General features: G+C 71.9%; 23 protein-coding genes. 10 read left to right on the top strand and 13 right to left on the bottom strand.

Annotated elements, in window-relative coordinates:
• Window positions 1-46: 46 nt before the first annotated feature.
• Window positions 47-1,537: a carboxylesterase/lipase family protein gene (locus BJ961_RS05410; RefSeq protein ID WP_271320164.1), complete on the bottom strand. Its 1,491-nt coding sequence runs from the start codon at window positions 1,535-1,537 to the stop codon at window positions 47-49.
• Between the two features lie 22 nt (window positions 1,538-1,559).
• Complete coding sequence (locus BJ961_RS05405; protein ID WP_271320163.1) at window positions 1,560-2,483, bottom strand: MBL fold metallo-hydrolase; 924 nt, start codon at window positions 2,481-2,483, stop codon at window positions 1,560-1,562.
• Between the two features lie 299 nt (window positions 2,484-2,782).
• Here BJ961_RS05405 and BJ961_RS05400 point away from each other — a divergent pair, with 299 nt between their 5' ends.
• From BJ961_RS05400 to BJ961_RS05385, 4 genes are all read left to right on the top strand, one after another.
• Window positions 2,783-5,593: an AAA family ATPase gene (locus BJ961_RS05400; RefSeq protein WP_271320162.1), complete on the top strand. Its 2,811-nt coding sequence runs from the start codon at window positions 2,783-2,785 to the stop codon at window positions 5,591-5,593.
• A 117-nt stretch (window positions 5,594-5,710) separates the two neighbouring features.
• A complete protein-coding gene (locus BJ961_RS05395) occupies window positions 5,711-6,979 on the top strand; it encodes a PP2C family protein-serine/threonine phosphatase (protein ID WP_425584695.1) in 1,269 nt (422 codons plus the stop codon).
• Window positions 6,976-8,622, top strand: a complete 1,647-nt coding sequence (locus BJ961_RS05390; RefSeq protein WP_271320160.1) for a sensor histidine kinase — start codon at window positions 6,976-6,978, stop codon at window positions 8,620-8,622. Before BJ961_RS05395 ends, BJ961_RS05390 begins: the two co-directional genes overlap by 4 nt.
• Window positions 8,622-9,065, top strand: a complete 444-nt coding sequence (locus BJ961_RS05385) for a response regulator (protein WP_271320159.1) — start codon at window positions 8,622-8,624, stop codon at window positions 9,063-9,065. The genes BJ961_RS05390 and BJ961_RS05385 overlap by 1 nt, the downstream gene beginning before the upstream one ends.
• 67 nt (window positions 9,066-9,132) lie before the next feature.
• On the opposite strand, the gene BJ961_RS05380 is transcribed toward BJ961_RS05385, so the two are convergent.
• The gene (locus BJ961_RS05380) at window positions 9,133-10,293 is read right to left on the bottom strand and encodes a PP2C family protein-serine/threonine phosphatase (RefSeq protein WP_271320158.1); all 1,161 of its coding nucleotides are present in this window, start codon (window positions 10,291-10,293) and stop codon (window positions 9,133-9,135) included.
• A gap of 167 nt (window positions 10,294-10,460) precedes the next feature.
• On the opposite strand from BJ961_RS05380, the gene BJ961_RS05375 reads away from it, so the two are divergent.
• Window positions 10,461-10,943, top strand: a complete 483-nt coding sequence (locus BJ961_RS05375; RefSeq protein WP_271320157.1) for a MarR family transcriptional regulator — start codon at window positions 10,461-10,463, stop codon at window positions 10,941-10,943.
• A 242-nt stretch (window positions 10,944-11,185) separates the two neighbouring features.
• On the opposite strand, the gene BJ961_RS05370 is transcribed toward BJ961_RS05375, so the two are convergent.
• Window positions 11,186-12,118: an SDR family NAD(P)-dependent oxidoreductase gene (locus BJ961_RS05370; RefSeq protein WP_271320156.1), complete on the bottom strand. Its 933-nt coding sequence runs from the start codon at window positions 12,116-12,118 to the stop codon at window positions 11,186-11,188.
• A gap of 108 nt (window positions 12,119-12,226) precedes the next feature.
• Here BJ961_RS05370 and BJ961_RS05365 point away from each other — a divergent pair, with 108 nt between their 5' ends.
• On the top strand, window positions 12,227-12,892 hold the full coding sequence (locus tag BJ961_RS05365; protein WP_271320155.1) for a TetR/AcrR family transcriptional regulator: 666 nt from the start codon (window positions 12,227-12,229) through the stop codon (window positions 12,890-12,892).
• On the opposite strand, the gene BJ961_RS05360 is transcribed toward BJ961_RS05365, so the two are convergent.
• A complete protein-coding gene (locus BJ961_RS05360; RefSeq protein WP_271320154.1) occupies window positions 12,878-13,315 on the bottom strand; it encodes a winged helix-turn-helix transcriptional regulator in 438 nt (145 codons plus the stop codon). The genes BJ961_RS05365 and BJ961_RS05360 overlap by 15 nt on opposite strands.
• 210 nt (window positions 13,316-13,525) lie before the next feature.
• Here BJ961_RS05360 and BJ961_RS05355 point away from each other — a divergent pair, with 210 nt between their 5' ends.
• Window positions 13,526-14,431: an NADP-dependent oxidoreductase gene (locus tag BJ961_RS05355; RefSeq protein ID WP_271416970.1), complete on the top strand. Its 906-nt coding sequence runs from the start codon at window positions 13,526-13,528 to the stop codon at window positions 14,429-14,431.
• Window positions 14,432-14,551: 120 nt separating this feature from the next.
• Here BJ961_RS05355 and BJ961_RS05350 read toward each other — a convergent pair whose 3' ends face one another.
• The 6 genes from BJ961_RS05350 to ychF all read right to left on the bottom strand — a co-directional run bounded on the left by BJ961_RS05350 (window position 14,552) and on the right by ychF (window position 20,154).
• Entirely contained in the window at window positions 14,552-16,735 is a 2,184-nt protein-coding gene (locus BJ961_RS05350) for a DEAD/DEAH box helicase (RefSeq protein WP_271320153.1), read from the bottom strand.
• Window positions 16,736-16,878: 143 nt separating this feature from the next.
• Complete coding sequence (locus BJ961_RS05345) at window positions 16,879-17,283, bottom strand: hypothetical protein (RefSeq protein WP_271320152.1); 405 nt, start codon at window positions 17,281-17,283, stop codon at window positions 16,879-16,881.
• A complete protein-coding gene (locus BJ961_RS05340) occupies window positions 17,280-18,134 on the bottom strand; it encodes an IS5 family transposase (RefSeq protein WP_271416969.1) in 855 nt (284 codons plus the stop codon). Before BJ961_RS05340 ends, BJ961_RS05345 begins: the two co-directional genes overlap by 4 nt.
• A 133-nt stretch (window positions 18,135-18,267) precedes the next feature.
• Entirely contained in the window at window positions 18,268-18,681 is a 414-nt protein-coding gene (locus BJ961_RS05335; protein WP_271320151.1) for a PIN domain-containing protein, read from the bottom strand.
• Window positions 18,663-18,947: a hypothetical protein gene (locus BJ961_RS05330; protein WP_271320150.1), complete on the bottom strand. Its 285-nt coding sequence runs from the start codon at window positions 18,945-18,947 to the stop codon at window positions 18,663-18,665. Before BJ961_RS05330 ends, BJ961_RS05335 begins: the two co-directional genes overlap by 19 nt.
• A 118-nt stretch (window positions 18,948-19,065) precedes the next feature.
• Window positions 19,066-20,154 (bottom strand): redox-regulated ATPase YchF, encoded by a 1,089-nt coding sequence (ychF, locus tag BJ961_RS05325; RefSeq protein WP_271320149.1) that lies wholly within the window; start codon window positions 20,152-20,154, stop codon window positions 19,066-19,068.
• A 197-nt stretch (window positions 20,155-20,351) separates the two neighbouring features.
• Here ychF and BJ961_RS05320 point away from each other — a divergent pair, with 197 nt between their 5' ends.
• Window positions 20,352-20,951, top strand: a complete 600-nt coding sequence (locus BJ961_RS05320) for a DUF6542 domain-containing protein (protein ID WP_271320148.1) — start codon at window positions 20,352-20,354, stop codon at window positions 20,949-20,951.
• A gap of 140 nt (window positions 20,952-21,091) precedes the next feature.
• Here the strand turns inward: BJ961_RS05320 and ppgK are convergent, their stop codons facing one another.
• Both ppgK and BJ961_RS05310 read right to left on the bottom strand, forming a co-directional pair.
• Window positions 21,092-21,832 (bottom strand): polyphosphate--glucose phosphotransferase, encoded by a 741-nt coding sequence (gene ppgK, locus BJ961_RS05315; RefSeq protein WP_271320147.1) that lies wholly within the window; start codon window positions 21,830-21,832, stop codon window positions 21,092-21,094.
• 29 nt (window positions 21,833-21,861) lie between these two features.
• Entirely contained in the window at window positions 21,862-22,887 is a 1,026-nt protein-coding gene (locus BJ961_RS05310) for a 4-hydroxy-3-methylbut-2-enyl diphosphate reductase (RefSeq protein ID WP_271320146.1), read from the bottom strand.
• Between the two features lie 104 nt (window positions 22,888-22,991).
• On the opposite strand from BJ961_RS05310, the gene BJ961_RS05305 reads away from it, so the two are divergent.
• Complete coding sequence (locus tag BJ961_RS05305) at window positions 22,992-24,404, top strand: APC family permease (RefSeq protein ID WP_271320145.1); 1,413 nt, start codon at window positions 22,992-22,994, stop codon at window positions 24,402-24,404.
• Window positions 24,405-24,459: 55 nt separating this feature from the next.
• Window positions 24,460-25,668, top strand: coding sequence for an exodeoxyribonuclease VII large subunit (gene xseA, locus BJ961_RS05300; protein ID WP_271320144.1), 1,209 nt, complete (start codon window positions 24,460-24,462; stop codon window positions 25,666-25,668).
• Window positions 25,669-25,673: the final 5 nt, after the last annotated feature.

Here is a 25,673-nt window from a genome sequence, read left to right as displayed (position 1 = left end):
TGGTGTCGGGCGGGAGGGGCGTGCAGGCGAAGCACATGGTGGAGGGTCAGCTCCAGACCTGTCGTTCCCGGCCGCGGGGGTCGTCGACCTGGGTCCACTCGGCGTCGATGCGCATGGTGGCCCGGCGGTCGGTGTCGTACGGGTCCCAGCCGGGGTCGCCGGTCCGGGCGAACCGGATCCAGGTCTCGTGGACGCGGGTGGCGAGGTCCGCGGGCGCCCGGTCGGGGCCGAGCAGGGCGTGGGGGCCGTTGAGTTCGGGCCGGTCCGCGAGGTCGAAGACGAAGGGAAGTTCGACCGCGTGGGTGGCGCCGAGGTCGCCGTCCAGGGCGTGGGAGCGCCAGGCGAACTCGTAGGCGTGGGTGGCGGATCCGGGGTGGGCGGCATGGGCGTCGGCCAGCGCGCGGCTGCCCGCGCCGAACAGGGCGTCGGCCATGACGGCGGAGCGCAGTTCCGCGAAGGACGCCTCGGGGCGGGAGGTGCGGTAGGCCTCGACGAGCAGCGCCGGGTCGGGATGCGCGCGGGCGGCGGCCTCGTCGACGTCGGCGGCGGTCGAGGTGGCGTACGCGCCCACCGGGACCAGGTAGAGGTTGCCCTCCTCGGTGTTGGTGCCGACGAGCAGGTCGACGTCGGCGGCGAGACCCGCGGCGACGGCCGCGGCGGGCTGGGTGGCGAGCACCAGGCTGAAGGGGCTGAGGCCGATCAGCGGGTCGGTGTGGGTCTCGGTCCGCAGGTCGATGCCCGCGAGCCGGGACGCCGCCTCGACGAGCCGTTCGTCGGGGAGGTCGGCGAACGCGTCGACGTGGGGCTCGATGCCCAGGGCCCCGGCCGCGGCCTCGGTGACGCGGGCGGCCTGTTCGGGTGTGAACGCGCCCAGGCCGCTGCCGCTCTGCACGATCGCCCGGCGGAACAGTCCGGCGGCCTCGGGGGTGGCGAGGACCCCGCCGACGGTGGTCGCCCCGGCGGACTGACCGAAGAGGGTGACGTGGTGCGGGTCGCCGCCGAAGGCGGAGACGTTCTCCCGCACCCAGCGCAGCGCGGCGACGACGTCGAGCAGGCCGCGGTTGGCGGGCGCCCCGGGGATGTCGAGGAACCCGGCGATGCCGAGCCGGTAGTTGAGGGTGACGAGGACGACGCCGTCACGGGCGAACGCGGAGCCGTCGTACAGGGCGGAGCGCGTCGATCCGGCGACGAAGCCGCCGCCGTGGACGAACACCATGACCGGCAGTCCGCCACCGTCGGCGGCGGGCGTGAAGACGTTGACGGTGAGGTAGTCCTCGCCGCGGCTCCAGCCGGTGCCGAAGTAGGGGGTCATGTCGACGTCGCCGAGCCTGCGTTCGGACTGGGGCGCGTTGGGTCCCGGCACGGTGGCGTCCCGTACGCCGTCCCACGGTTCGTGCGGCCGCGGCGGGGCGAACCGGGCGGCGCCGCGGGGCGGAGCGGCGTACGGGATGTTCAGGAAGGTGAGGGTGCCGTCCCGGCGCAGGCCGCGGACGGCGCCCTGCGCGGTGGTGACGACGGGACCGGGGTGGTGATTCATCTCTCGTGTCCTTCCGCGGACTTCAGGCCGACTCGGTGTACGTGGCGTACTTGGCGAAGGGCGCCCAGCCCTTGACGGCGAACTTGCCGCCCTCGCGGACGACCTCGGCGGCGCCGTGGCCGCCGAGGTGGGCGGGGAAGACGAGGGCGTTGCCGTCGACCGCCGCGCCCAGGAGCTTGTGGCGGGTGGCGCGGGCTTCGGCGGGGTCCTCGCAGAAGCAGCTGTTGGCGTCGGGCTCGACGATCTGGATGGGGCTGTGCATCAGGTCGCCGACGAACAGGGCCCGGTCGGCGCCGGACTCCAGCCTCAGTACGGAGGAGCCGGGGGTGTGGCCCGGGGCGAGGTCGAGGACCAGGTTGCGGTCGATCCGGTGGCTGCCCTCCCACAGCCGGGTGAGACCGGCCTCGTGCACGGGGGCGACGCTGTCCTCGAAGACGTTCTGGTTGCCCCGGCCGAGCAGGGTCCTGATCTCGTTGGCGGGGTTCCAGTAGTCGAAGTCCGCCTTGGCCATGAGGTAGGTGGCGTTGGGGAACGTCGGCACCCAGGTGCGGCCGTCGAGGTAGGTGTTCCAGCCGACGTGGTCGACGTGCAGGTGGGTGTTGATCACGATGTCGACGTCCTCGGGGCGGACCCCGGCGCGGGCGAGGTTGCCCAGGAAGTCGGTGTCCAGGCGGTTCCACACCGGCGCGTACGGCCGGTCCTTGTGGTTGCCGACGCCGGTGTCGACCAGGATGGTCCTGCCCTCGCTGCGCAGGACCCAGGTCTGGATCGCCGAGTTGACGATCCGGGTCTCGGCGTCCAGGAAGTCCGGGACCAGCCAGGAACGGTGCGCGTCCCACGCCTGGGCCGGGCTGTCCGGGACGAACGCCTCGGCCGTCAGGTCGACGGGGCCGTAGTACTCCCGGACTCGGGTCACGGTGACGTCGCCCAGGGTGATGGTGTCCACGGTTTGCTCCAGTTCGATCGGTTCCGCACGGTCGGTGCGGGGTGCGCGGGGTCGGGCCGCGTGGTTCGGGCCGCGTGGTTCAGGCCGCGGACGCGGGCGGCGTGAGGCGGCTGAGCGCTGTTCCCGGCGGCCCTGTTCCGCCATGGTGCGTCGGGGGTGTCGGGGCGCGGTATGCGTCATGTGACTGCACCCGTGTGCGGCTGTGAGCTGCGGGTGGGCGGCCCGGGGGCACCCGAATCAGGAATACGGCCGCGCACCGCCGCGTTGCCGCCGGGGACATTCCCGTTCCTGGAGCATCCGTGAAGCATGGTGAACGCGCTCGGGCGGACCGAAGCCCGGCCGGCGATCCCGGTTCGGCCGTGGTGGGCCGGGAGACCGAGACCGCGGACATCATGAGGCGCGTCGCCGCCGGCCGGTCCCACAGCGCGGTGCTGGTCGTCGAGGGCGACCCCGGGGCCGGCAAGAGCGTCCTGCTCGACCTCGCCGTGAGGCGGACCCGCGATGCCGGTCACCGGGTGCTGCGAGCGGTCGGCGGCGAGTCCGAGGCGCACCTCGCCTTCGCCGGTCTGCACCAGCTGCTCCGCCCGGTGCTCGGCGACCTGGACGGCCTGCCGGCCCGGCAGCGGGCCGCGCTCCGGACCGCCCTGGGGCTGGCCGAACACGCCGAGACCCCCGATCCCATGCTCGTCGGCCTGGCGGTGCTGACACTGGTGTCGGACCTGGCGGAACCGGCACCGCTGCTCGTGGTGGTGGACGACGCCCAGTGGATCGACCGCGCGTCGCTGGACGTCCTCTCCTTCCTGGCCCGGCGCATGGACAGCGAGCCCGTGACGCTGCTGGTGGGCGTGCGCGCCGCGGCCGTACTGCCCGGCTTCGACAAGGGGTACGCGCGCCTGGAGGTCGGCCCGTTGAGCGGGGACGCGGCGAACCGATTGCTCGACGCGCAGCCGGAGCGGCCCACCGGCCGCACCCGGGTCCGGATCCTGCAGGAGGCGGCGGGCAATCCGCTGGCCCTGGTCGAGCTGGCCCGCGCCGCCGCGAGCAGCACGCCGGTGGGCAGCGCGGTGGAGGGGCCGCTGCCCGTCACCGACCGGCTGGTGGGGATCTTCGCCCGGCACGTGGGGCAGCTGCCGGAAGCCACCCGCCGCGCCCTGCTGATGCTCGCCGCCGCCGACGCGGTGGACGCCCCGGCGGCCGCCCGGGGTCTGCCCGAGGCGGACGACACGCTGTGGGTGCCCGCCGAACGGGCCGGTCTCGTCCGGCAGGACACCGCCGGGATCGCGTTCCGCCACCCGCTCGTGCGCTCGGCGGTCTACCACGCCGCGTCCTTCGAGGAACGCAGGCACGCGCATCTCGCTCTCGCCCGGTTGCTGGGCGAGGAGCCCGACCGCCGCGCCTGGCACCTCGCCGCCGCGACCGTGCGGCCCGACGAGCAGGTGGCGGCGGTCCTCCTGGAGACCGCCGGCCGGGCCCGGCGCCGGGGCGGACACGCGGCCGCCGCGGCCGCGCTGGAGCGCGCCTCGGAACTCAGCCCGCGCCGCGCGGACCAGGCACGGCTGCTGGCCGACGCCGCGGACATGGCCGTCTTCACCGGCCAGCTCGGCTGGGTCAAGCACCTGGCCGGTGAGGTACGCAAGCGCACCGACGACCCGGCGCTGACCAGCCGGGCCGCGCTGGCGACGGGGCAGCTCATGACCCTGGGCCCGCACCACACGGCCGCCTTCGCGCTGCTGGCGCGCATCGCCGACGAGGCGGCGGACGACCGGTCGCCCCGCCTGCTGGACGCGCTGGCCGCCGCGGCGGTGGTCCGCTACTACTCGGGCGAGGAGTCCCAGCGGCAGCGGATCGAGGCCCTGCTCCCCGACCTGCCGGACTCCGCCGCGGGCGGTGCGCTGCGCGCCTGGGTACGGGCCGTCTCCGACCCCGCCGGCGCGGGTGCGTCCCTCGTTCCGGCGCTGCCGGAGCTGATCGCCGAGGCCGGGGACGACGCCCGGGCTCTGACCGCGCTCGCCATCGTGGCCTGGCTCCTCGACCAGACCACCCTCGCCGCCAGGACCTTCGACGAGGCGTTCGGCCGCTGGCAGGCCCACGGCCCGCTGCCGGCCGGGCTGGGCTGCGCCGCCGGCTGGGCCTACCTGGAGCAGGGCCGCTGGGCCGAGGCCCGCTCGGTGGCCGCCGAGATCGCGGTGGTGGCCTCGCAGGCCGGGCTGGACCACGCCGAGGCGTGTGCGCGGGCGCTCGACGCGGCCGTGGTGGCGTTGCTCGGTGAGCCGGCCGCCGCGCGCGGGGAGGCCGAGCGGGCCCTGGCCCTCGTCGATCCGCTGGAGAGCCGCTCCGTCGCGGTCTTCGCCCGCCGTGCCCTGGGGCTGGCGGCGGTGGCCGAGGGCGACTACGACACCGCGTACGCCCACTTCCGCTCCGCCTTCACCGAGGACGGCGACCCGGTCCACTACCACGTCTCCCCCACCGTCCTGGCCGATCTCGCCGCGGCGGCCGTCCGCCGGGGACAGCGCGAACCCGCCGCGGAACTGCTGGAGCGGTCGGTGCGGCACCTGGGCACCGGCATGTCGGCACGCGTCGCCCTCCTGGTCGAACGGGGCCGCGCCCTGCTCGCCGACCCGGAGCACGCCGAACGGCACTTCCGGGCGGCGCTGGCGGACGACGCGGGCGAGCAGTGGCCCTTCGAGCGGGCACAGACCCGCCTGGACTACGGAGAGTGGCTGCGCCGGCGGCGTCGCATAGCGGAGGCCCGCCCGCTGCTGACCGGAGCACTCGACACGTTCCGGCGGCTCGGCGCCCGACCGTGGATCGAACGCACCCGGGCGGAACTGCGGGCCGCCGGCGTCGAGGCGACCAGTGCCACGCCCCGGGCGCTCACCGAACTCAGCCCCCAGCAGCAGCAGATCGTCCGGCTCGCGGCCCGCGGCCTGACGAACCGTGAGATCGGGGAGCGGCTGTTCCTCTCCCCGCGCACGGTCGGCTCCCACCTCTACCGGGTCTTCCCCAAGCTGGGCGTCACCGCCCGCTCGCAACTGCGCGACGCGGTCGACCGCCCGCCGGTGACGGCGACTGCCGCACACCTCACATCCGTCACACGTCACATCGGCTGACCGGGATCAGGCGGGGATCACGACCTGTCGTTGGTCTATCCTTCGTTGGTTGTCGTATGACAATGAGTATCGCGCGCAGAGGGATGGGACCGGGGAGGGACGGGAGGGATGGGGCCGATGCTTTCGAGGGGACGTGGGACCGCCGTCGTTCCGCCGCAGTGGGCACCCTCTGCGGGTGAACTGGCGGGGGACGGGGCGGTGTGGGCGTGGCAGGAGCCGGCGGTGCTGCTCGTCGAGGACGACGCCGCCGACGCGATGCTGGTCGAGGAACTGGTCGCGGACAGCACGCCGGGCATGCGGCTGACCTGGGCGCGTTCGCTCGGCGAGGCTCAGACGGAGCTGGCGAACGGGCGGCCGGACTGCGTACTGCTGGACCTCCACCTGCCCGACGCGCAGGGACTCGCGGCGCTGGAGCGGGTGCTCCGGGCGGCCGACGGGGTCGCGGTCGTGGTCCTGACGGGCCTGGCGGAGGAGCAGACGGGGCTGGCGGCGGTGGCGGCCGGCGCGCAGGACTACCTGGTCAAGGGCCGGGTGGAGCCCGAGCTGTTCGGCCGGGCGGTGCGCTACGCGATCCAGCGCAAGCAGGCCGAGCAGGCCGCGGTGGCCTTGCAGGCGAGCCAGATGCGGGCCCAGGAGAACTCCCGGCTGGAGCGCGGCCTGCTGCCGACTCCGCTGCTGCGGCCCGACTGCCGGGTGGAGGTGGTGGCGCGGTACCGCCCGGGGCGCGCGCACGCGCTGCTGGGCGGTGACTTCTACGACGTGGTGCAGTCGGCGGACGGCACGGTGCAGGCGCTGATCGGCGACGTCTCGGGCCATGGCCCGGACGAGGCGGCCCTGGGGGTGGCGCTGCGGATCGCCTGGCGCACCCTGGTGCTCAGTGGTGCGGGCGCGGCACGGCAACTGCGCATGCTGGAGGAGATCCTGAGCGCCGAGCGGTCCGGGGTGGAGGTCTTCGCGACCTTGACGGTGGTGTCCATGTCCCCGGACGGGGAGACCGTCGGCGTGACCCGCGCGGGACACCCCGGGCTGCTGGTGCGGTCCGGCTCACGGGTGGAGCGGCTGGAGGTGCCCGGCGGGCCCGCCCTGGGGATCCTGCCGCCCGGCGAGTTCGCCTGGCCGGCCCACGAACTCCGGCTTCCGGCCGGGGCGGGGCTGGTGCTGTTCACCGACGGCCTGTTCGAGGGCCGGATCGGCGAGGGCAACGAACGGCTCGGCGAGGACGGCCTGCTGCGGCTGGCCCGGGAGGCGGGGACGCTGCGCCCGGAGGCGTTCGTCGACGCGCTCATCGGCAGGGCCGAGGCACTGGCGGAAGGGGACGGGGGCCTGCTCGACGACGTCGCCGTGGTGCACCTGACCCGAGGACGGGAAGCGACCGAGGACCGATGACCACAGCACCCACTCCGCCGCGGGCCCGACGTGGCCGCGGGCGTGCCCTCACCGTGCAGGGCTGGTTCCTCCTGGTGCTCGCCCTCATGGCCGTCATGGTGGTGGCCGGCACCGCGGTGGGCGCGCATCTGCTGAACCGCACCGCACAGGTCACGGACCAGATGCTCGACCGGATACAGCCGGCCCGCGCCGAGGCGTACCGGCTGCAGACGTCGCTGGTGAACCAGGAGACCGGCGCGCGCGGTTACGCCATCACCGCCGACCGGCAGTTCCTCACCCCCTACACGACGGGCAGGAAGGACGAGTCGGACTCGGCCGCGCGGCTGCGCCGGCTGCTCGCGGATCGCGGGGAACTCCTCGACGACGTGCGGGCGATCCAGCAAGCCGCGGTGTCGTGGCGTCGCGCCTACGCCGACCCGCTGGTGGCCGGTGTGACACCGGGCGATCCCCGCCCCGCCGACAGCCGGGCCGCCGGACGCGGCAAGGAAGCCTTCGACCACATCCGGACCCTGCTGGCGACGCAGAACCAGCACCTCGCCCAGGCCCGGGACGCCGGGCACGCCGAGCTGGTCAGCGTGCGCACCCAGCGCAACTGGGTGCTGTCGGTGCTGGTGGCCGCCCTCCTGCTCGCGGGTGCGCTCATGGCCGCCCTGATACGTGTTCTGGTGGCGCGGCCACTGGCCCGTCTCCGCTCGGCCTCCCGCCAGGTCGCGGACGGCGACTTCGACCAGCGCATCGCGGCGCACGGCCCGTCGGACGTGCGCTCGGTCGCCGAGGACGTGGAGGACATGCGACGGCGCATCGTCGCCGCCCTCGACGCCTCGCAGGCGGCACGGCAGCGACTGGTCGAGCAGGCCGCCGACCTGGACGCGCAGGCCGAGGAACTGCGCCGGTCCAACGCCGAACTGGAACAGTTCGCCTACGTCGCCTCCCACGACCTCCAGGAGCCGCTGCGCAAGGTGGCGTCCTTCTGCCAGTTGCTGGAGCGGCGCTACGGCGACAAGCTGGACGAGCGCGGCATCCAGTACATCGACTTCGCGGTCGACGGAGCCAAGCGCATGCAGGTCCTCATCAACGACCTGCTCACCTTCTCCCGGGTCGGACGCCTCAACGACGCCCATGTGCCCGTGCCCCTCGGCACCGCCCTGGACAAGGCGCTGGCCAACCTCGCCGGCGCCGTGGAGGACGCCGGTGCGCGTATCGAGCGCCCCGCGAAGCTGCCCGAGATCACCGGCGACCCCACCCTGATCGTGATGCTGTGGCAGAACCTCATCGGCAACGCCGTCAAGTTCCGCCGGCCCGATCACCCCGCCGAGATCCGCATCACCTGCGACGAGGCTCCCGACGGGGCGGACGGGCCGGCCTGGCAGCTGTGCGTCAGTGACAACGGCATCGGCATCCCGGCGGAGTTCACCGAGAAGGTCTTCGTCATCTTCCAGCGCCTGCACGGCCGTGAAGCGTACACCGGAACGGGAATCGGCCTGGCCCTGTGCAAGAAGATCACCGAACACCACGGCGGCCGGATCTGGATCGACACCGACTACACCGGCGGCACCCGCTTCTGCTTCACCCTGCCCGCGCCGCCCGACGCGGACGAGCCCGCACCCGCCCCCGCCCCTCTCCTGGAAGGAACCTCCCCGTGATGAGGAGCCCCGCGCAGCCCATCGACGTCCTGCTCGTCGAGGACGACCCCGGCGACGAGTTGATGACCCGGGAGGCGTTCGAGGACAACAAGATCGGCAACACCCTCCACGTCGTCCGCGACGGTGAGGAAGCCCTCGACTTCCTCTACCGCCGGGGCGTCCACGCCGAGGCGCCCCGGCCCGATCTGATCCTGCTGGACCTGAACCTGCCCAAGTACGACGGGCGCCAGGTCCTGGAGAGGATCAAGAACGAGGAGGAGCTCGCGCACATCCCCGTCGTGGTCCTGACCACCTCGGCCGCGGAGGAGGACATCCTGCGCAGCTACAAACTGCACGCCAACGCCTACGTCACCAAGCCCGTCGACCTGGACCAGTTCATCGCCGCCGTCCGCCAGATCGACGACTTCTTCGTCCAGGTCGTCCGCCTCCCGCACCGTCGCTGACGGTGCGGGCCCTCGGCCGGAGGTCCAGGACCGCGCAGTGTCCCGGTCCGAACGGCTGGTGGGCCGGTCAGCGGCCCCGCCAGTCCAGGCACATCACGAGAGCGTCGTCGTCCGGAACGGGGCCGCCCCGGTGGTCGGCCAGCTCGCGCAGGATCGCGCGCGGCACCTCGGCGGCCGGAAGCAGCCGCGTCGACAGGATGGCCCGGGCCAGCGCGGCCTCCCCGTACGCCTCGCCGCCGGGCGAGGCCACCGCGTACACCCCGTCGCTGACGAGGACCAGCCGGTCTCCGGCCTCGACCGCGAACTCCTGGGTCACGTAGTCGGTCTCCTCGAACATGCCGAGGGGCAACTGGGCGTCGAGCCCGATCCGTTCGACCGTGCCGCCCCGCAGGCGCAGTATCTGCGGCGACCCCGCGTCGACCACCTGGACCAGACCGGTGGACAGGTCGAAGTCGAGCATGAGGACGGAGAGGTAGCAGCGCCCCGCGTAGTGGGCGTACAGCGCCTGGTCGGCCAGCGCGGCCTGGTCCGCGAGGGGGATGCCGGCCCGCCGTGCGTTGCGCAGGGCGTTGATCGCGAGGTTGGTCAGCAGCGCCGCCTCTATGCCCTCGCCCATGCCGTTGGTGGCGTACAGCAGGAGCCGGTCGGCCGTCGCCGACCAGTCGAAGTTGTCGCCGAAGATGTCGTACGCGGGCTCCAGTTGGGCACCCAGCTCGTACTCCGGCCGGGCGCAGGACCGGCCGGGCAGCAGCTGCCACTGCATCTCGGCGGCCAGGGTGAGCCGGTCCCGGCGCCGTGCCTGGAGGTAGAGATCGGTGTCCCGCTCCGCCACGATCACCTCGTGCCCGAGCACCTCCGCGATGTCGGCCAGCTCGGCCACCCGGTCGCTCTCGCCGCTCTCGCCGCTCTCCCGAGGCAGTGTCACGGACAGCACGCCCAGCCGGTCGCCCCGTACGGAGACCGGCAGGTGGACCCGGGCCGTACGGGCGCCGGGCGTGGTCTCCACGAACGGTTCCTGCGCCCCGAACGCCCGCCCGGCCGGGCTGTTGTACACCGACACGGAGTCCCACGTGTGCGGCAGTTCGGCGACGGGCTGGAGCACCGTGAGGCCGTAGTCGGCCATGAAGAGCTCGACGGAGTGCGCCGCGTACCCGTCCACCAGCACACGGCGGACGGCGTCGAGCAACTCGTGCGGGGCCGCTGAGCGCAGGGCACGCTCAGCGGCCATGAATCTGTTCGCAGTGATGAGAACACCGGTCCTTTACTGAAGGGTTCCTTGTACGGTTCCGACGTACCCGGACGAAACCGTTCGCGTCAGCGCCGCCGTCCGCCCGAGCGCCCTGAGCCGACGGGCCCGCCTAGTACGCTGACGGACAACCCCGTGCCTGCGAGAGTGTGACTGTGACTTCCATCCGCCCCCGGCCAGAACCCGAGGAGGCCGCCCGCGTGACCTCCACGGCCGCGGAGCTGCTGGAAGTGCTGTGGGGCCGGGCCTCCACCGCACCCGCCTCGGCGTCCCAACTGCGCGTCCTGTTCATCATCGAGCACCACGCGGGCATCAACCTGCGCACCCTCGCGGACTCCCTGGCCTCCACGCCGCCGTCCACGAGCCGCCTGTGCGACCGGTTGCAGGCGGCAGGGCTGATCGAGCGGGAGGTGAGCCGCACCGACCGGCGCGAGGTCCGCCTGCACCTCAGCAGCCGGGGCCACGCCTACCTCGACGACCTGCGCGCCCGCCGGGAGCGGGAACTGCAGGCGGTGCTCCACCTCATGCCCGTCGGCAAGCGGACGGCGCTGCTGGAGGGACTGGAGGCGTTCTGCGACGCGGCGGCGGCGCAGATACAGCACGACGACACGTCGGACGCGCAGACCGCCTGAATCACCGGGCACGTTCCGAGGCGGCCTCGACCGGGGTCGGTGACCGGAGCACGGAGCGGCGGCTTTCGCCCACCGGGACATCCCAGATCCTTCCCCATGCTCGATGAACACGCCTACTTTCTTGCCTCACGCCCATAATTGTCAAACGGCAAGTTTTCGCCTCGCGGCCCGGCCACCGCCTCCGCACGCCTCCGGTGCACACCCCGGGGGCAGGGACCTGCCCCGCGCCGGCACGCGCCCCCTCACCTGCGGGAAAGCGGGGCCTGCCTGGAATCGCCGACAGGGAACCTCACCCCGGTGAGGTCCTCGGAGACGGCCCACAGCCGCTGCTGGACGGCCACCTCGTAGGAGTCGGGGCTGGAGGTGACCAGCCGGGGATGGCCCTTGACCTCGTTGCGTCCGCCGGGGCCGTAGTACTGGCCGCCGAGCACGGCGGGGTCGACGGCCGCGCGCAGGGTCGGCAGCGCGCCCATCGCCGGTGTCTGGGTGATCAGGGGCGCGAGCCAGGTGAGGGGAAGACGGAAGGCCGCCGGGGTGTTGCGGGCCAGTTCGGTGTGGGACATGCCGGGGTGCGCGGCCACCGCGACGGTGGTGCCGTGCGTGGCGAGCCGGCGCTGCAGCTCGTAGGTGAACATGAGGTTGGCCAGCTTGGACTGGCCGTAGGCGGCGGCCCGGCCGTAGGACCGCTCCCACTGCAGGTCGTCGAAGTGGATCGCGGCCCGGATGCGGTGTCCGGTGCTGCTGACCGTCACGACGCGCGAGCCGGGCACCGGCAGCATCAGGTCGAGCAGCAGCCCGGTGAGCGCGAAGTGGCCGAGGTGGTTGGTGCCGAACTGCATCTCGAAGCCGTCGCGGGTGGTCTGCTTCGGGGTGTACATCACGCCGGCGTTGTTGATCAGCAGGTCGATCCGGTCGAGCCGGGACCGCAGTCCCGCCGCCGCGGTCCGGACGGAGTCGAGCGAGGTCAGGTCCAGCGCCTGCACGCTCACGTCGCCGGTCATGCGGGCCGCGGCCCGCTCGCCCTTCTCCACGTCGCGCACGGCGAGCACCACGGAGGCCCCGCGCTCGGCGAGCGCCTTGGCGGTCTCGTACCCCAGCCCGGTGTTGGCCCCGGTCACCACAGCCACCCGTCCGCGCTGGTCCGGGATGTTCGCCGTCGTCCACTTGTCACCCATGCCGGGCTCCCCACTCGTTAAGTACCGGAGGTATCTTGTGTCGCCGACGCTAAAGTACTCCCGGTACGTTGTCAACGTACCGTCGGTACCCAAGTTAGGGTGGTGAGCGTGACTTTCCAGCGGGCGCGCACCGAGGAGCAGCGGGAGATCCGTCGGCGGGCGATCCTCGACATGGCGTCGGCGATGCTCGACGAGATGCCCGTGGCCGCGGTCACCCTGAACGAGCTCAGCCGTCGGGTAGGACTGGCGAAGCCGAACGTGCTGCGCTACTTCGAGTCCCGCGAGGCGGTGCTGCTGGAACTGCTGGACCGCTTCCTGCGGGAGTGGCTGACGGACCTGGCGGACGAGTTGGCCGCCGGCGTCGACGATGAGCCGCCCATGGCCGAGCGGGCGACGGCGGTGGCCGAGGTCCTCAGCCGCTCGCTCTCCGACCGAGTGGTGCTGTGCGACCTCTTCGGCGCACAGGGCGGCGTGCTGGAGCACAACGTCTCCGTCGAGGTCGTGGCACGCTACAAACGCGCTTCCCTGGACCGCCTGTCGACCATGACGGCCCTGCTCCGGAAGTACCTGCCGGAACTGGGCGAGAACGCGACGCTGTTCAGCCTGCAGACCATGGCCATGGCCGGCGCGCTGTCGGCGTACAGCACACCCCCGCCCAGCCTGCGCGCGGCCTACCGGGCCGAGCCCGACCTGGCCCGCTTCCACCTGGAGCTGAAGGATTCCCTGAAGCTGGCCGTGACCTCGACCCTGCTGGGCGTGCTACCCCGCGGCTGACCCCGATGCCGGGCGGGGCGGGGGCGGAGAAGCGTCGCTGACGTCGCTGGCGTCGCGGGCGTCGCGGGCGTCGCGGGCGTCGAGCAGTTCGTCCCAGTGCTCGGTCGCCCACCGGCACGCGGCGGCCAGCGGCTCCAGCATGCTGCGGCCCAGCGGTGTCAGCGCGTACTCCACGCGCGCTTTCGGGTCGGCGTACACCGTGCGTGACACGAACCCGTCCCGCTCCAGGCCGCGGAGCGACCGGGTGAGCACCTTCGGGGTGACCCGGCCCAGCGGCACGCGGAGTTCGGAGTACCTGCGCGGGCCGCCGTCCAGGCAGCGCAGGACCATGGGCGCCCACTTGTCACCGAAACGGAACGGCAGCAGGGAGGACGGGCACAGCTCGTCGAACAAGTCGGCCGGCAGTGGTGGCCGTTGCGTCATCGAGGGACTCCCGTCTTCCGTCTTCCGTCTCCGGTCTTGGTATCCAGTCGGATACCGACCTCATGGATACCTTCGGCAGCATCGACGCGACGGGCGGTATTCCGGATTCCGGCGACGCGCGGAACCGCCGGTCGCACAGCGACGGACGTCGATCGCCCCCACACACATCCCACACATCCATCCACCCATGCAGAGATGAGGCAGAACATGATGCGTGCAGCCCGGTTCCACGAGTACGGCGGAGCGGAGAAGCTGGTGATCGAGCAGGCCCGCGCCCCTCGCCCGGGGCCTGGTGAGATCCGTGTCCGCGTCGCGGCGGCCAGTGTCAATCCCATCGACTGGAAGCTGCGCGCCGGCGCTCTGCACCGGCTGATCCCCCTGGAGCTGCCGGCCATTCCCGGGCGCGACGCCGCCGGAACGGTCGACGAAGTCGGTGACGGAGTGCGGGGCACGAGCATCGGCGACCGCGTCTTCGGACTGGGCGGCGTCAGCGGCGCGACCGCGGAGCTGGCCGTCCTCTCGGCCTGGGCCCAGGCCCCCGACGCGTGGAGCGACGAGCAGGCCGCGGGTGCCGGTCTCGCGTCCGTGACCGCGATGCGCGGCCTGAACGCCCTCGGCCCCCTCGCGGGACGCACCCTTCTGGTGGAGGGTGCCGCCGGGGGCGTGGGCAGTGCGGCGGTCGAGATCGCGGTGGCAGGGGGCGCCACGGTGATCGGGACAGCCCGCGAAGGCAACCACGAGTTCCTCACCTCCCTCGGCGCCGTTCCCACCCCCTACGGCCCCGGCCTCCGACAGCGCCTCTCCGCCCTCGCTCCGCACGGCGTCGACCTCGCACTCGACACCGCGGCCTCCGGATCCCTGGACGACCTCGTCGCGATCACCGGCGACCCGTCGCGTGTCGCAACGGTCGCCGACCACGCGGCCGGGCAGCGCCTGGGCACCCACGTGGTCAACGCGGAGAACGACTCCACCCTCCTGTCCACGGCCGCGGAACTGGGCCGACAGGGCCGCTACACACCCCGCGTCGACCAGTCCTACCCCCTGCGGCGAATCGCCGACGCCCACGCCCACGCCGAGCGCGGCCGCCCACGCGGGAAGATCGTGATCTGCCTCTGAACCGGGGCACGACGCCGACGGCTCAGCGACGTGGTGACTGATCCTGACCTGCGACGGAGCCGCACGCAGGGCCCTGACCAAGCACATCGTCATCGGCGTGCGTCGAGTTGCGGCGGTCGCTTACAGGTGTCCTGCGGACTCTTCACGGACCGCTCCGAGTCGCGCCTGCTCCTCCTCGACGATCTGGCGGGCCATCGTGGTGTCCGAGACGTCGACCGCGTCCGGCGTCGACTCGGCGACCGCGCTGCGCCGCGCGTACGCGTCGAACAGGCGGGTCTTGTTCTTCAGCATCTCCACCATCCGCTCGTCCACCCCGCGGGCGGCGAGCAGCCGGTGCACCCGGACCGAACGTACCTGCCCCATGCGATGGGCGCGCGCCACCGCCTGGTGTTCGATGGTCGGTTTGATCTGGGGCTCACAGATGATCACGACGGACGCGGCCTGCATGTTGAGCCCCACCCCGGCCGCCTGGATCTGCGCCATCAGTACCGCATGACCCGGCACAGCGGCGAACTCGTCCACCAGCTGCTGACGGCGAGCGGGTGACACGCTTCCCGAGATCGGACCGAACACCTGAGCGCCACCATGGCTCCGCGCGCCGTCCAGCGTGTCCTTCACCGTTCCAAGGACATCCCTGAAGTTGGAGAAGACCACCACCTTCAGCCCATTCTCGGCGGCCTCCTCAACGATCTCGCGCAGCCGGTTCAGCTTGGCCGACTTCTCGGGGCGCGCGTACGCCGCCCTGCGCATCGCCATGAAGTTGCCGGCGCGCACGGCCTCCCGGTAGGCGTCTTCGTCCGACGCACTCAGTTCCTCCCACTCGTCCGTCTGCTGGAGCGCGGGCAGTTCGGTCAGAACATCCTGCTGGTTGCGGCGCAGATATACCGGGGCGACGGCCTTCCGGAACGCCTTGGACCCGGCCACTCCCTCGCGGTCACCGACGACCCCTGCCAGGTGCGGCTGGAGAATCTGCACAAGGCTGCGAAACTCGGCGACTCGGTTCTCCATGGGCGTGCCGGTCATGAAGAGAACACGTTCGCAGCGCTTGGACCATTCCGTCACGGCTTGGGAGCGACGCGTCTTGGCATTCTTCACATAGTGCGCCTCGTCCACGACCAGCATCCCCAGCTCACCGCCTCCGGGGGCCGGGAAGCCACGCAAGGCGTCGAAGGTGGTCACCCCTACGCCGCCACGGCCCTTCCAGTCGGCGAACGCTTCCAGCCGGTCGGGGCCGTGAAGCGGCGTCACGCGCAGCTTGCTGCGGGCCTCGATCTCGCGTGTCCAGTTGATCAGGACGCTGGCCGGGCAGACGACCATGAAGTGTGTCTGCCCCTCGGCAGCGAGATGAGCCAGTGCGGCGATGGCCTGGATCGTCTTGCCGAGCCCCATCTCGTCACCAAGAATCACCTTGCGTTGCGCCAGGGCGAAGCGCGCCCCGAAGGCTTGGTAGCCGCGCAGCGACACCCGCCGGTGCGTGTCATCGAGCATCTGATTTCGGACCCGCTCGGCAACCTCGTCCGGCAGAAACCCCTCGGCCGCGGCGGCGTCAGGGGTGCGGCCGGAGATCTCCGCGAGCATGCTGTAGTAGTCGGCGGAGCGCAGCTCGAAGTCGACCCAGGCTGCAACCTCGGTTGAGGTACCGCGCAGCAGATCCGCTGACGCCTGTGCGAGCAGCTCCGACACACCGCCTTGCGCTGCTTCCTCGACCAGCCTGCGGACCTCTGCGACAGCCTCCAGCACCCGAGCTCGTTTGGCCTGCCCCACCAGCAGCATCCGTAGCCGCCCGGCGGCCGGCCTGACCTCGGCCAGCAGCGGACCCAGCCGCTCCGAAAGAGCCACGGCCGTCTCGACGGCTCGCCGCGCCTCGGGGCCCGCTTCCACCAGTACATGCAGGGCCGTGACGAGTGCGGTGGTTCGCGGCTCCGGCCGATCCACGTCGATGTGGACGGCGATGGTCTCCCCAACGGCGTCAGATATCTGACGTGCCGCCGCGATGACCTGTTCGGCGGTCCGCTGCCCCACTCCAGGAATCTGTCGCAACCGGTAGGAACCGGCGTCGAGCACCTGCCGGACCGATCGCAGGCCACTCTTCTCGACTTCCCCGAGCCTCAGCCGGCCCTCGGTGACTTCCTTCAACCGGGTCACCGGGATGGCATCCAGCGCTTGTTCCGCCGCCGTGTCGCAGATCGGCTTCAGCGCCGCCCGGACCGCCTCGACAGCCCGCCCGTGGTCGCCCACCACCGCCTGCGCCGCCTCGTACAGCCGCCCTCCCGCGGCCACCGACTCCCGCTCACCGCGCCCCATCCCGCACCGGCCCCTCTCGCTGTGTCCCCGCATACTGCCACCGCCGGCACCGGCCGGGGCACGCAAGCGTTGTGCACACATGGCGCACTCGGTCCGAGCAGCCGGGGCAACACAGCGGCGGAGCGGCGGTCACTGAGAGGGCGTTAAGTCCGTTTCTGGTAGCGGCCGCGTCCCGGTTGCTCGAGGAATCCCTGGCGGACGAGTCGTCCCAGGCGGGAGCGGGTGACGTTGATCGAGGGCTCGTCGGTGGGCAGGCCGAGGTGCTCATGCAGATCACGGACGCGGAACACCTCCCCGGGGTGCTCGTTGAACGTGGTCACGATGCGCTGGTAGACGGTCGCGATGGCGGTCTCCGCGGGGGCCGGTGCCTGGTCGGGAGGGGTGAGGCCGTCGATGACCTTGCCGGTGGCAGCGAGCTCGGCCAGGCGGGCTTCGGTCTCGGCGAGGTCGGTGGTGAGCCGCTCGATCTGCTCGCGCAGGTGGTCGGCGCGGGCAGCGGTCTCATCGTGCTCGGTCTGCAGCAGCCGCAGGAGTTCGCAGACGTTCACGCGGCCAGCTCCACGTCGTCCCGCCAGGTGGGGGTAGGGGTGGTGAGGCGGCGGAGCATGCCGGCGGTGGAGGCCCAGTAGACGCGGGAGGCCGCGTTGTCGGGCCGGTGGTCGTAGTCGCGGGCGAGGCGCCGCTGCAGCATGAGGGTGCCGTTGACCTGCTCGACCACCCACCGCTTCGGTTGCGGGACGAAGCCTTTCCCCTCGTCGTCGGGGTTGCGGCGGACCACCTCAACGGTGATGTCCTTCACCGCCCCGTGGATGATCACGGCGTCCTTGAAGCCCTGGTCGACCAGGACCTTCTCCAGGCGCATCCCACACCGCTCAGCCGCCTGGTCCAGCAGGGCGATGCCGGCTTCGTTGTCGTGCGCGCTCGCAGCGAGGATCACCACACCGATGACCAGGCCCAGCACATCGACGGCCAGTCCCCGCTTCCTGCCGGGCGTCTTCTTGTTCGCGTCCAGTCCCGTCGTCTCCTTCGGCACCCCGGCCGCCACGCGGACGGACTGGGTGTCGATGATCACCAGGGACGGGTCCTCTAATCGTCTGGACCGTTCCCGCACCTGGCAGCGCAGGATCTCCTGGATCCGCTGGTCAAGGCCGTCCTGGCGCCACAGGGTGAAGTAGTAGAACACTGCCGACCAGGCCGGGAAGTCGTGCGGCAGAAGCCGCCACTGACAGCCCGTCCGGTTCTGGTAAAGCAGCGCGTTCACGACCTCGCGCAGGGCGCAGGAGCCCGGGTCTCCGGTCGCCGACCGCGCCACCCGCTCCTGCTTCCACGCGGTGACCAGCGGCTCGATCAACGCCCACTGCTCGTCGGACAAGTCGGTTGCGTACGGCGTCCGTTCCATGCCCACGACCCCATCATGTACACGCCATGACACGAGGACGGAACTGTCCCATCACCCACGAACGGGCGACACCACATCATCAGGAACGGGACTTAACGCCCTCTGAGAAGGACAGAAACCGGACCAGGAGAACTCACACCGCGACCAGCCGGACCCGCTCGCCGCACAGCTTGGCCATGTCGTCAGTATCGGAGGTCAGCATGACCAGGGGGCGGTGCTGTCGCAGCGCGGCCTCGGCGACGGCCGCATCGATCGCGTACTTGTGTCCGTGCAACCCGGCACCCATCAGCAACTCCGACGCGGCCCTCGCCTCCTCGTCACCTACCGGAACGACCCGCAGCCCGGAAAGCACCCAGTTCAAGCGGGACTTGTTCGTACGGACGTGGACGGCTTCGATGAGGGTGAGCGCACTGATCACGACCTCCATGCCGCGCGAGCGCGCTTCAGCGATCAGAGCCACCACCGGCTCGTCGTCGGCGAGCAGTTTCGAGAGTCCCTCGCTGTCGAGGACCAGCGTCCCCTCGTGACTCAGCCTGCGGCGGGCCACTCGGCCCCCTCGGCGAACACCTCGTCGAACACCTGCCGCGCCCGCCGACGAGCCGGCTCGGAGACCGGCCCCTTGCGGCTCTCGTAGTCCGCCAGGTACTCGTCCAGGACCTGCCCGCGCAGCTCACGCTCGACCGCCTCCGCGATGAACGCGGAGAACTCCCGCTTCCCCACCCGCGCCCGGATCGCCTCCGCTGTCCCCTCCGGCAGCGACAGGCTCACCCGTGTCGCCGGGCCTTCCCCGATGCTGTACGTCGTCTCAGCCATACTCCGATTGTGTCAAACGAGTAGGAAACGCGCCACGGACAAGGGCCCGACCCCGGAGAGTCAGGCCCTTTCCGCACTGCACGTTCGCTGGATCAGCGACGCGGTGACAGGTCAGCCGCTACACGTTGAAGCGGAACTCCACCACGTCCCCGTCCTGCATCACGTAGTCCTTGCCCTCCATGCGCGCCTTGCCCTTGGCGCGGGCCTCCGGCACCGAGCCGGTGGCGACCAGGTCGTCGTAGGAGATGACCTCGGCCTTGATGAAGCCCTTCTGGAAGTCGGTGTGGATGACACCGGCGGCCTCGGGAGCGGTGGCGCCCTTCTTGATGGTCCAGGCGCGGGATTCCTTGGGGCCTGCCGTGAGGTAGGTCTGCAGGCCGAGGGTGCGGAAGCCGACGTGGGCGAGGGTGGCGAGGCCGGGCTCGTCCTGGCCGACGGACTGGAGGAGTTCGAGGGCCTCGTCCTCGTCCAGCTCGGCGAGGTCGGCCTCCAGCTTGGCGTTGAGGAAGATCGCCTCGGCGGGGGCGACGAGGGCGCGCTGCCGGTCCTTGAAGTCGTCGTCGGTCAGCTCGTCCTCGTCGACGTTGAAGACGTAGAGGAAGGGCTTCGTCGTGAGGAGGTGGAGGTCGTGGAGGAGCTCCGCGCGCTCGGTGCCCTGGAGGATGCCCTGGGAGGAGAGGGTGTCGCCCTTCTCCAGGATCTCCTTGGCCTCCTCGACCGCCTTGACCTTCGGGGCGACGTCCTTCTTGATCCGGGACTCCTTCTGGAGGCGCGGGAGGACCTTCTCGATGGTCTGGAGGTCGGCGAGGATCAGCTCGGTGTTGATCGTCTCGATGTCGTCCTTGGGCGAGACCTTGCCGTCGACGTGCACGACGTTCTCGTCCTTGAAGGCGCGGATGACCTGGCAGATCGCGTCGGACTCGCGGATGTTGGCCAGGAACTTGTTGCCCAGGCCCTCGCCCTCGCTCGCGCCGCGCACGATGCCCGCGATGTCGACGAAGTCGACCGTGGCCGGGAGGACCTTCTCCGAGGAGAAGATCTCGGCCAGTTTCGTCAGGCGGGGGTCGGGGACGCCCACGACGCCGACGTTGGGCTCGATCGTGGCGAACGGGTAGTTGGCCGCGAGCACGTCGTTCTTGGTCAGGGCGTTGAAAAGGGTCGACTTGCCGACATTCGGCAGACCGACGATTCCGATCGTGAGCGACACGTTGCGACTTCCCGTACGTGAGGATGCGGAGGGATGGGATGGGGTGCGAAGGGGTCGGGCGGGGCCATGCTGGGCCGATCCACCAGTCTACGGGGTGGCCGGTAGTCGGCCCGCGCGGAGTCGAACGCTTGGCCAAGGTCCGGCCGACGGCGTGTCTGACGGGCTATTCGGCACATAAACCGACCTAAGTTGGTCCGGTGGAGCAATACGGGACGCGACCTGCGCAGTACGGACCGCGACGAAGCCGGGCGCCGCTGCCCGCACAGGGACGGGGCGGTACCGCCGCCGCGCGGCCGCCGGTGGGGCGGGGCGGGCGGCCGGTGGGACAGCGCGCGGAACCGGCGCGTCCTGCTCCGGGGCCCGGTTCGCCGGCGGCCGGGGTGGTGCGCGCCCTGCGGGCGATGCCCAACCCGCGGCTGACGGGTCTGGGCAGCGGCCTGTTCTGCGCGGCCGTGATGCTCGTCCTGGGCTTCCTGGACGAGCTACTGTTCGGCGCGTCCCTGACCGTGTACGGCGTGCTGTTCGTGCCGGTGAGCCTGCTGACGGCGCTCTGGGTGCGCAGGGGCGACCTGCTGACCGCCCCCGTCGTCGTGCCGATCGCCTTCGCCGTGGGGCTGGTGACGGTGGCGGAGAGCGGGGACGGTCTCGGCGGCCGGCTGATGGGGCTCGTGACGGCGCTGGCCACCGAGGCCGGGTGGCTGTACGGCGGGACGCTGGTCGCGGGCTCGACCGTGATCGTCCGCCGGATCCGGCTGATGCGGCGACGGGCCGCCACCCGCAACCGGCCCCAGGTGTGACGAAGCGCCGCCCGGCACCGGGGGGAGGCAGGCGTGACAAGGCACGGCCCGGCACCGGGCTCATGCGTGACGAAGCGCCGTGACGAAGCGCCGTGACGATGCGCCGCCCGATGCCGACCCCGGCCTGTGACGGCCCCCGCTCAGCCCGCCGCGTGCATCGCCGCCCCCACGATGCCCGCGTTGTTCTGGAGCTGGGCGGGGACGATCTCCGCCCGTATGCCCTCGATGTAGTGCAGGAACTTGTGGGACTTGCGGCTCACTCCGCCGCCGATGACGAACAGCTCGGGCGAGAACAGCATCTCGACGTGGGCCAGGTACTTCTGGACGCGGTGGGCCCAGTGCTCCCACGACATGTCGTGGTCGTCCTTGACCTTGCTGGAGGCCCGCTTCTCCGCGTCGTGGCCGTCCAGCTCCAGGTGCCCCAGTTCGGTGTTGGGGATCAGGACGCCGTCGGTGAACACCGCGCTGCCGATGCCGGTGCCGAAGGTGAGCAGGATGACGGTGCCCTTGCGGCCGCGGCCGGCCCCGAAGTGCATCTCGGCGACGCCCGCCGCGTCCGCGTCGTTGACGACCGTCACGTCCAGGCCGCCCAGCCGCTCGCCGAACAGGGCGCGCGCGTCGGTGTCGACCCAGCTCTTGTCGACGTTGGCCGCGGTGCGCACCGTGGCGCCGCCGGTCACCACGCCCGGGAAGGTCAGGCCGACCGGGCCGGACCAGCCGAAGTGCTCCACGACCTGCCTGACCCCGTCGGCCACGCCGTCGGGGGTCGCCGGGTGCGGGGTCAGCACCTTGCAGCGCTCCTGGGCCAGGTCGCCCCTGTCGAGGTCCACAGGGGCGCCCTTGATCCCGGATCCGCCGATGTCCACGCCGAAGATCTGCATGGCCCTACGTTACGACGGACGACTGACAGTCACGCTCCGGCGGTACCCGCGGCGCCCGAGCCGCCGCGCTCCGCCACCAGGGACGCCGCCTCCTCGCGCAGGTCGCGGCGCAGCTCCTTGGGCAGCGAGAAGATGATCGACTCCTCGGCGGCCTTGACGATCTCCACGTCCTCGAAGCCGCGCTGCGACAGCCATTCCAGGACCTGCTCGACCAGCACGTCCGGGACGGAGGCGCCGGAGGTGACGCCGACCGTGGTGACGCCGTCCAGCCAGGTCTCGTCGATCTCGTCGGCGAAGTCCACCAGGTACGCCGCGCGGGAGCCGGCCTGCTTGGCGACCTCGACGAGCCGCTTGGAGTTGGAGGAGTTGCGGGAGCCGACGACGATCACCAGGTCGGCATCGGCGCCCATCTGCTTCACCGCGAGCTGGCGGTTCTGCGTGGCGTAGCAGATGTCGTCGCTCGGCGGGGAGATGAGCTGCGGGAACTTGTCCTTGAGTGCGTCGACGGTCTCCATGGTCTCGTCGACGGAGAGGGTGGTCTGGGAGAGCCAGACGACCTTCGACGGGTCGCGGACCTCGACCTTCGCCGCGTCCTCGGGGCCGTCGACGAGCTGGATGTGGTCGGGGGCCTCGCCGGAGGTGCCGATGACCTCCTCGTGGCCCTCGTGGCCGATGAGCAGGATGTCGTAGTCGTCGTTCGCGAAGCGGACGGCTTCCTTGTGGACCTTGGTGACGAGCGGGCAGGTGGCGTCGATGGTGGCGAGCTTCCCGCGCTCGGCCTCCTCGTGGACGACGGGGGCCACGCCGTGCGCGGAGAACATCACGATGTTGCCCTCGGGGACCTCCTCCGTCCGCTCGACGAAGATCGCGCCCTTCTTCTCCAGGGTCTGGACGACGTACTTGTTGTGGACGATCTCGTGCCGGACGTACACCGGAGCCCCGTACTGCTCCAGGGCTTTCTCGACGGCGATCACGGCGCGGTCCACACCCGCGCAGTAGCCACGGGGGGCGGCGAGCAGGACACGGCGGCCAGGCGAAGCAGTCATGGCACCCATCGTAAGGCCGCGTTCGGCGGGTCAAAGATCGCGGCGGTGCGGCGTTGCCGGGGAGACTGGCGGGAACGTTTGGAGACGGAGTCCGAGGCGTCCGCGGAGGAACGATGTCGCAGAACGGTCATGACGGTCACAAGGGGCAGACCGGTGCGACGGCTGCCCCGGGGGCCGGTGCGGAACAGCAGCTGAGGCGCAGCCTGGGCTTCAGGGACCTGGTCGTCTACGGGCTGCTGTTCATCGCGCCCATGGCGCCGGTCGGCGTGTTCGGCACGCTGGACGCCAAGTCGCACGGCGCGGTGGCCCTCGTCTACATCGTGGCCACGGTCGCGATGGCGTTCACCGCGTTCAGCTACGCCCAGATGGTGCGGGTGGTCCCCCAGGCGGGGTCGGTGTTCGCGTACGCGCGTGCGGGGCTCGGCAACGGGGCCGGGTTCATCGCCGGCTGGATGGCGATGCTGGACTACGTCCTGATCCCGGCGGTGGCGTATCTGTTCTCCGGCATCGCCATGGAGGCGCTGGTCCCCGAGGTGTCGCGGTGGGTGTGGACGGCGATCGCGGTGGTCGTCACGACGCTGCTCAACCTGTGGGGGGTGCGTACGGCTGCCCGGGTGGGCTTCCTGGTGCTCGCCATGGAGATCGTCGTACTGATCGTGTTCGTGGTCGCGGCGATCGTGGTGCTGGCACGGGACGGGGCCGCGCGCGACTGGCTGTCGCCGCTGTCCGGGGACGGCACGCAGGGGGCGTTCGCGCTGTCGGCGGTGGTCGGCGCGGTGTCGGTGGCGGTGCTGTCGTACCTGGGCTTCGACGCGATCGCCACGTTCGCGGAGGAGGTCACCGGAGGGTCGGCGAAGGTCGCGCGTGCGCTGCTGTTCTGCCTGGCGCTGGCCGGTGTGCTGTTCGTGGCGCAGACGTACCTGGTGGCGCTCCTCGAACCGGTGTCCTCGGCTCAGCTGGCGGCGGAGCCGGAGCGGCAGGGGTCGGCGTTCTACGACGCCGTGGACACGTCGGTGGGCACGTGGCTGCACGACCTGGTGGCGGTGAGCAAGGCGATCGGCGCGGCGTTCGCGGCGCTGGCCGGGCAGGCGGCGGCCGGGCGGCTGCTGTTCGCGATGGGCCGCGACCGGAGGCTGCCGAAGGTGCTGTCGCGGACGGACGCCGGGGTGCCGCGGGTGGCGCTGCTGGTGTCGGCGGTGATCACCATGGCGGCGGCGGTGTGGGCGGCCCGCCGGGACGACGGTCTCGACCATCTGGTCTCGGTGGTCGACGTCGGCGCGCTGACCGCGTTCACGCTGCTGCACGCGAGCGTGGTGGGCTGGTTCGCGGTCCGGCGCGGCGCGGGCGCGGTGAGCTGGTGGCGGCATCTGCTGGTGCCGGTGCTCGGTGCGGCGATCACGATCGCGGTGATCGTGGAGGCGTCGGGGGCCGCGCAGGTGGTCGGGGCGATCTGGCTGGCGGTGGGTCTGGTGGTGCTGGCGGTGCAGTGGAGGGGGCGGCGGGAGACGGACCCGGCGGGGGTGTGAGGCCGCCCGGGCTCGACGGGGCGGATTGTCGGACCCGGCCGTTACGCTCGGGCGCATGGCTGCCAACTCGACTCCCGAAAGTCCCCTGCCCGTGGGGGAGGTGTCCCGGCTGATCGGCGGCTGGATCGACCGGCTCGGCGCGGTCTGGGTCGAGGGGCAGATCACGCAGTTGTCGCGGCGTCCGGGCGCCGGTGTGGTGTTCCTGACGCTGCGCGACCCGTCGTACGACATCTCCGTGAGCGTGACCTGCTACCGGCAGGTGTTCGACGCGGTGGCGGACGTGGTGGGCGAGGGCGCGCGGGTGGTCGTGCACGCCAAGCCGGAGTGGTATGCGCCACGGGGGCAGCTGTCGCTGCGGGCGGCCGAGATCAAGCCGGTGGGTGTCGGGGAGCTGCTGGCGCGGCTGGAGCAGCTGAAGAAGGCCCTCGCGCGCGAGGGGCTGTTCGCGGCGGAGCGCAAGAGGCCGCTGCCGTTCCTGCCGCGGCTGATCGGGCTGGTGTGCGGGCGGGCGTCGGCGGCCGAGCGGGACGTGCTGGAGAACGCCCGGCACCGCTGGCCCGCCGTCCGCTTCGAGGTGCGCAACGTGCCGGTGCAGGGTGTGCACGCGGTGCCGCAGGTGGTGCGGGCGGTGAAGGAGCTGGACGCGCGGGACGACGTGGACGTGATCGTCGTCGCGCGCGGCGGCGGCAGCGTGGAGGACCTGCTGCCGTTCTCCGACGAGCAGCTGGTGCGGGCGGTCGCCGCCTGCCGTACGCCGGTCGTCTCGGCGATCGGGCACGAGCCGGACAGCCCGCTCCTCGACCTGGTCGCCGACCTGCGCGCCTCCACGCCGACCGACGCCGCGAAGAAGGTGGTACCGGACGTCGGCGAGGAGTACGAGCGGGTACGGCTGCTGCGGGACCGGGCGCGGCGGTGCGTGGCGGCGTTCGTCGACCGCGAGGAGCGGGGGCTGGCCCACGCGCTGGCCCGGCCGTCGATACAGGATCCGCACCGGATGATCGAGGAGCGGGCCGAACAGGTGACGGCCCTCCTCGACCGGGGGCGCCGCTCGCTGCGGCACCACCTCGACCGGGCCGACTCCGAGCTGACGCACACGCACGCGCGCGTGGTGGCCCTCTCCCCCGCCGCGACCCTCAAGCGCGGGTACGCCGTGCTCCAGCGGGCCGACGGCCACGCGGTCCGCGACCCCGGCGAGGTGGAGCCGGGCGAGACGCTGCGCGCTCGGGTGTCCGAGGGTGATTTCTCCGTACGAGTCGACGCATAGGGTGG

Source organism: Streptomyces lienomycini (assembly GCF_027947595.1).
Lineage (GTDB): Bacteria > Actinomycetota > Actinomycetes > Streptomycetales > Streptomycetaceae > Streptomyces > Streptomyces lienomycini.
The sequence above is the reverse complement of the archived record's forward strand: the minus strand, read 5'-3'. Positions and strand labels throughout refer to the sequence as shown.

Bases quoted from the DNA above. Each gene is read 5' to 3' on its own strand.
- BJ961_RS05410 (WP_271320164.1), bottom strand. From the start codon at position 1,537: ATGAATCACCACCCCGGTCCCGTCGTCACCACCGCGCAGGGCGCCGTC.
- BJ961_RS05395 (WP_425584695.1), top strand. From the start codon at position 5,711: ATGCTTTCGAGGGGACGTGGGACCGCCGTCGTTCCGCCGCAGTGGGCA.
- BJ961_RS05390 (WP_271320160.1), top strand. From the start codon at position 6,976: ATGACCACAGCACCCACTCCGCCGCGGGCCCGACGTGGCCGCGGGCGT.
- BJ961_RS05385 (WP_271320159.1), top strand. From the start codon at position 8,622: ATGAGGAGCCCCGCGCAGCCCATCGACGTCCTGCTCGTCGAGGACGAC.
- BJ961_RS05380 (WP_271320158.1), bottom strand. From the start codon at position 10,293: ATGGCCGCTGAGCGTGCCCTGCGCTCAGCGGCCCCGCACGAGTTGCTC.
- BJ961_RS05370 (WP_271320156.1), bottom strand. From the start codon at position 12,118: ATGGGTGACAAGTGGACGACGGCGAACATCCCGGACCAGCGCGGACGG.
- BJ961_RS05360 (WP_271320154.1), bottom strand. From the start codon at position 13,315: ATGACGCAACGGCCACCACTGCCGGCCGACTTGTTCGACGAGCTGTGC.
- BJ961_RS05355 (WP_271416970.1), top strand. From the start codon at position 13,526: ATGCGTGCAGCCCGGTTCCACGAGTACGGCGGAGCGGAGAAGCTGGTG.
- BJ961_RS05350 (WP_271320153.1), bottom strand. From the start codon at position 16,735: ATGGGGCGCGGTGAGCGGGAGTCGGTGGCCGCGGGAGGGCGGCTGTAC.
- BJ961_RS05340 (WP_271416969.1), bottom strand. From the start codon at position 18,134: ATGGAACGGACGCCGTACGCAACCGACTTGTCCGACGAGCAGTGGGCG.
- BJ961_RS05330 (WP_271320150.1), bottom strand. From the start codon at position 18,947: ATGGCTGAGACGACGTACAGCATCGGGGAAGGCCCGGCGACACGGGTG.
- ppgK (WP_271320147.1), bottom strand. From the start codon at position 21,832: ATGCAGATCTTCGGCGTGGACATCGGCGGATCCGGGATCAAGGGCGCC.
- BJ961_RS05310 (WP_271320146.1), bottom strand. From the start codon at position 22,887: ATGGGTGCCATGACTGCTTCGCCTGGCCGCCGTGTCCTGCTCGCCGCC.
- BJ961_RS05305 (WP_271320145.1), top strand. From the start codon at position 22,992: ATGTCGCAGAACGGTCATGACGGTCACAAGGGGCAGACCGGTGCGACG.
- xseA (WP_271320144.1), top strand. From the start codon at position 24,460: ATGGCTGCCAACTCGACTCCCGAAAGTCCCCTGCCCGTGGGGGAGGTG.